Annotated in this window: 4 protein-coding genes and 1 pseudogene; 2 read left to right on the forward strand and 3 right to left on the reverse strand. The window is 64.9% G+C overall.

The window, feature by feature from the left end:
- A pseudogene (locus ENN83_RS01855) lies at positions 1 to 113 on the reverse strand (molecular chaperone DnaJ); the annotation flags it as partial.
- Positions 114 to 189: 76 nt separating this feature from the next.
- Here ENN83_RS01855 and ENN83_RS01860 point away from each other — a divergent pair.
- Positions 190 to 447 (forward strand): BolA family protein, encoded by a 258-nt coding sequence (locus tag ENN83_RS01860; RefSeq protein ID WP_287183375.1) that lies wholly within the window; start codon positions 190 to 192, stop codon positions 445 to 447.
- Here the strand turns inward: ENN83_RS01860 and ENN83_RS01865 are convergent.
- Positions 444 to 857: a DUF4177 domain-containing protein gene (locus tag ENN83_RS01865; protein WP_287183378.1), complete on the reverse strand. Its 414-nt coding sequence runs from the start codon at positions 855 to 857 to the stop codon at positions 444 to 446. The genes ENN83_RS01860 and ENN83_RS01865 overlap by 4 nt on opposite strands.
- A 155-nt stretch (positions 858 to 1,012) precedes the next feature.
- Between ENN83_RS01865 and ENN83_RS01870 the strand changes: the two genes are divergently transcribed.
- Positions 1,013 to 2,455 (forward strand): S1 family peptidase, encoded by a 1,443-nt coding sequence (locus ENN83_RS01870; protein WP_287183381.1) that lies wholly within the window; start codon positions 1,013 to 1,015, stop codon positions 2,453 to 2,455.
- Between the two features lie 119 nt (positions 2,456 to 2,574).
- Here ENN83_RS01870 and gatB read toward each other — a convergent pair whose 3' ends face one another.
- Positions 2,575 to 4,083 (reverse strand): Asp-tRNA(Asn)/Glu-tRNA(Gln) amidotransferase subunit GatB, encoded by a 1,509-nt coding sequence (gene gatB, locus ENN83_RS01875; RefSeq protein WP_287183383.1) that lies wholly within the window; start codon positions 4,081 to 4,083, stop codon positions 2,575 to 2,577.
- Between the last annotated feature and the right edge of the window lie 88 nt (positions 4,084 to 4,171).

A 4,171-nucleotide genomic window follows, 5' to 3' on the forward strand; every position in this document is an offset into this window, starting at 1 on the left:
CAGACCCGCTGGGAGGTCTCGAACGCCCCGGACATTCCGCGCCGCCCGCGCGTGCGCTTCTTCTTGTCCGCCGAGACGGAGATGTCGAACCCGAAGGGATCGGTTTTCGTCATGGCCTGTGCCCTTTGCGACTCGAACCGGAGAGTTTAGTCAGTTGAGTGTGAGAATGAAGGGGACGAAGGACGAAAAATGAGTATTGCCGAGGAAATCCGTGACCGGCTGATGGCGGAACTCGTCCCCGATCATCTCGAAGTGGTCGATGACAGCGAACGCCATCGCGGCCATTCCGGCTGGCGCGAAGGGGGGAAGACGCATTTGCGCGTGACCATCTCCGCCCCCGCCCTTGCGCCGCTGTCGCGGATCGAGCGGCATCGCGCCATCCACCGCGCCCTCGGCCCCGACCTGGTCGCCCGCATCCACGCGCTGGCGCTCGACATCCGCGTCTAGTCGTCCCGCGCCGGGCCCAGCGGGCGGCCCGGCCGCGGCCCCGGCGCCCGGCTCGGGGCGCCCAGGCTCGGCACCCCCGCAGGCGGGACGCCCCGTCCGGCAAAGCCCGCCAGCGAAGCCGCCGCCGCCGCCGCGATCGCCTCGGGGCTGTCGGGCAGCGCGCGCCTCTCGCCCGGCATCCGCGCCCGGCGGAACACCAGCAGGTTCTGCGTGACCTCGATCCGCCCGGTCAGCCCCTTGCGCTCGCTGCAGGGCAGGCTCTCGGCGCGCTGGTATTCCCAACCCTCGGCCGCCATCGCGTTCAGGATCTCGGTCAGCGCCAGCGCAAACCGATCCGCCGCCCCGTTCGCCCCCTTCACCCGCTTGCCCCGCTCGGGGGCGGGCAGCACCCTGTATTCGTAAACGCTCATCGCCCGTCCCGCGCTCTTCGCCTCGCCCCTCCTAGCCGATTCGAGTCCCGCCGCCCACCAGCCTCACCCGGAGGTGAATGACGTTCGGCCATATTTCTGAACGCTCGGGATGGTACTATTCTGGCCACAGAGAGTCTCAGGGGTGATGCAAAGGCGTGCTTGTCGCTGTCCGGGGTCTGTTTTGGTCGATTCTCGTTGCGGTCTGGGCGATACCCGCGGCGGCGGACAGTTTTGATCGCCTATGGGACGGTTTCGACCCCGCGCCGCTCACCAATGGCGAGCGACGGTTCATCCAGGCCGCACTTGCGTTCGAGGGCCATTACAACGGCTTGCTGGACGGGGCATGGGGCGGACTCAGCCAGAGGGCCATGGATGCGTATTCCCGTGCGGAATACGCAACGGGGCCACGCCGTTGGCATGTGGGCATTCTGGCATTTTCTCTGTTCGACCGGATCGAGCGCGAGGGCTGGGACATGCTCCGCAACGAAGTGCTCGGCCTGTCGTTCCTTTTCCCGTTTGCCACTTCAAGACAGGGCGGGGCGTCAGAGAATTTCTCCAACTGGGAACACAGAACGAGTTCGCTGAGATACTCGATCACCGTCGCCGATCGCGCGATGACGCTGCGCCTTCACGAGTTTACGGCGGCCAAGCACTGGTCCGCAAATCCGATCTACACCCTGCGCAAGAACGACATGCTGGTGACCAAATCGCGCACCGCCGATGGCGCGATCCTATACACGCGATCCGACCTGATCGCCGGTTATTGGTCGACGGTCATGCTTTCGTCAGAGCGCCGCGACCAGACCGTTCTTGATGCCGTCGCCTCCAGCATTGCCCGTGGCCGGGCGCCGCCGCTGCAACCTGAAACCGGGTGGTGGCTCAAGGAAACCGTCGCGCTATCGCTGGATTTCATGCGCACAATGGACGAGCCGGAAAGGCCAAGCGCCGCAGACCCCGACAGACCGCCCGGCGGCACGGAGGATCGGCCCGACGCAAGCGGGACCGGTTTCTTCGTGACCCATGCGGGCGATGTCCTGACGAATGCCCATGTCGTTTCGGGATGCAGAAGCATCACGGTAAACGAGGCCAGCGCATCGCTGCGCGGAAGCTCGGACGAGTTCGATCTTGCGCTTTTGCGCCTTGACAGCCCTGTCGAGACCGAAACCGCCATCTTCGCCCGAGAGCCTGCGCGCCTCAACTCGGACATCACGGTGGTCGGCTATCCGCTGCTCGGCCTGCTCGGCGGGCTCAACGTGACACGCGGTTCTATCTCTGCCGCGACCGGGCTGATGGGCGACGGAGTCCGGATGCAGATCTCGGCTCCGGTGCAGCCCGGGAATTCCGGCGGTCCAGTCCTTGCCGCCGACGGGGCCGTGGTGGGCGTGGTGGTCTCGAAGCTAGACGCGCTGAAGGTGGCCGATGCCATCGGAGACATTCCCCAGAACGTGAACTTCGCCATCCGGGGCGAGATCGCCAAGCTGTTCCTCTTTCAGAACGGGATCGACCCGGTCGTGATGCCGATTGGCCAAGCCTTGCCTCCCGAGGAACTTGCGGAGCGCGCCCGGCAATTCACGGTCAAGGTGTCCTGCGCGAACTGATCGCGTTCCTGTACCGGGCGTCCCAGGCCCGCGCATGACGGTTTCCATCGGAAAAAAGTCCGATGAAAGTCCGATGAAAATCCGATGGAAGTCCGATTTGCCGAACGGGACGGTCGCGGTCAGAGGCCCAGCTTCCGCGCGACGATCTCGCCCGTTGCCTGCGGGTTGGCCTTGCCCCCCGTGGCCTTCATCACCTGGCCCACGAACCAGCCTGCAAGCTTCGGATTCTGCTTGGCTTTTTCCACCTGCGCCGGGTTCGCCGCGATACATTCGTCGACCGCCGCCTCGATCGCCGACAGGTCGGTAACCTGCCGCATCCCCCGCGTCTCGACGATCTCGCCCGGATCGCCGCCTTCGGTATAGACGATCTCGAACAGGTCCTTGGCAATCTTGCCGGAAATGTCGCCCGAGGTGATAAGGTCGATGATCTTTCCCAGTTGTTCCGGGCTCACGGGGCTGTCGGTAATCTCCCGGTCATCTTTCCTGAGCCGTCCGAACAGCTCGTTGATGACCCAGTTCGCCGCCGTCTTCCCGTCCCGCCCTTTCGCCACCTCCTCGAAATACCCCGCCGAATCCACCTCCGCCGTCAACACGCCGGCATCGTATTCGGTCAGGCCGAAGTCTTTGACAAAGCGCGCCTTTTTCTCGTCGGGAAGTTCAGGCAGCGCGGCGCGGATTTCGTCCACCCAGGCCTGTTCGATCTCCAGCGGCAGCAGGTCGGGGCAGGGGAAGTAGCGGTAATCATGCGCCTCCTCCTTCGAGCGCATCGACCGCGTCTCGCCCTTGTCGGGATCGTAGAGCCGGGTTTCCTGCACCACCTGTCCGCCATCCTCGACGATGGCGATCTGGCGGCGCGCCTCGTACTCGATCGCGGCCTGGATGAAGCGCATCGAGTTCATGTTCTTGATTTCACAGCGCGTTCCCAGCGCCTCGGCATCCCCGGCCAGCCACGCCTCGTAGGCGCCGGGCCGGCAGATCGAGACGTTCACATCGGCGCGCAGGTTGCCGTTCTGCATGTTGCCGTCGCAGGTGCCCAGATAGCGCATGATCTGGCGCAGCTTGCCGACATAGGCCGCCGCCTCCTCGGGGCCGCGGATGTCGGGGCGGCTGACGATCTCCATCAGGGCGACGCCGGTGCGGTTGAGATCGACAAAGGACATGGCCGGATCCATGTCATGGATCGACTTGCCCGCGTCCTGTTCGAGATGGATGCGCTCGATACGCACAAGCCGCGCGACGCCGGGGCCCATGTCGACCAGAACCTCACCCTCGCCGACAATGGGATGATAAAGCTGGGAAATCTGGTAGCCCTGCGGCAGGTCGGGGTAGAAATAGTTCTTGCGGTCAAAAGCCGACACCAGGTTGATCTGCGCCTTCAGCCCAAGCCCGGTGCGCACCGCCTGGGCCACGCAGAACTCGTTGATGACAGGCAGCATGCCGGGCATCGCGGCATCGACGAAGGCGACATTGGCATTGGGCTCGGCGCCAAACGCGGTCGAGGCGCCCGAGAACAGCTTGGCATTCGAGGCCACCTGGGCATGGACCTCCAGCCCGATCACCAGTTCCCAATCGGCTTTGGCGCCGGAGATCACCTTGGGTTCGGGGGCTTGATAGGCAAGGTCGAGCATCGGGGCGGTCCTTTCTCAGCGGGGTCTGTCTAAGGCAGGGCAAAGGCGCGGGCAAGGGGGACGGGGCGGCGGAGGATAGCCGATCGGG

The sequence above is a fragment of the Rhodovulum sp. genome (assembly GCF_011048875.1).
GTDB classification, from domain to species: Bacteria; Pseudomonadota; Alphaproteobacteria; order Rhodobacterales; family Rhodobacteraceae; genus Rhodovulum; species Rhodovulum tesquicola.

Excerpts from the sequence above, each read along its gene's own strand:
- gatB (WP_287183383.1), bottom strand. The coding sequence starts at position 4,083 with ATGCTCGACCTTGCCTATCAAGCCCCCGAACCCAAGGTGATCTCCGGC.
- ENN83_RS01860 (WP_287183375.1), top strand. The coding sequence starts at position 190 with ATGAGTATTGCCGAGGAAATCCGTGACCGGCTGATGGCGGAACTCGTC.
- ENN83_RS01865 (WP_287183378.1), bottom strand. The coding sequence starts at position 857 with ATGAGCGTTTACGAATACAGGGTGCTGCCCGCCCCCGAGCGGGGCAAG.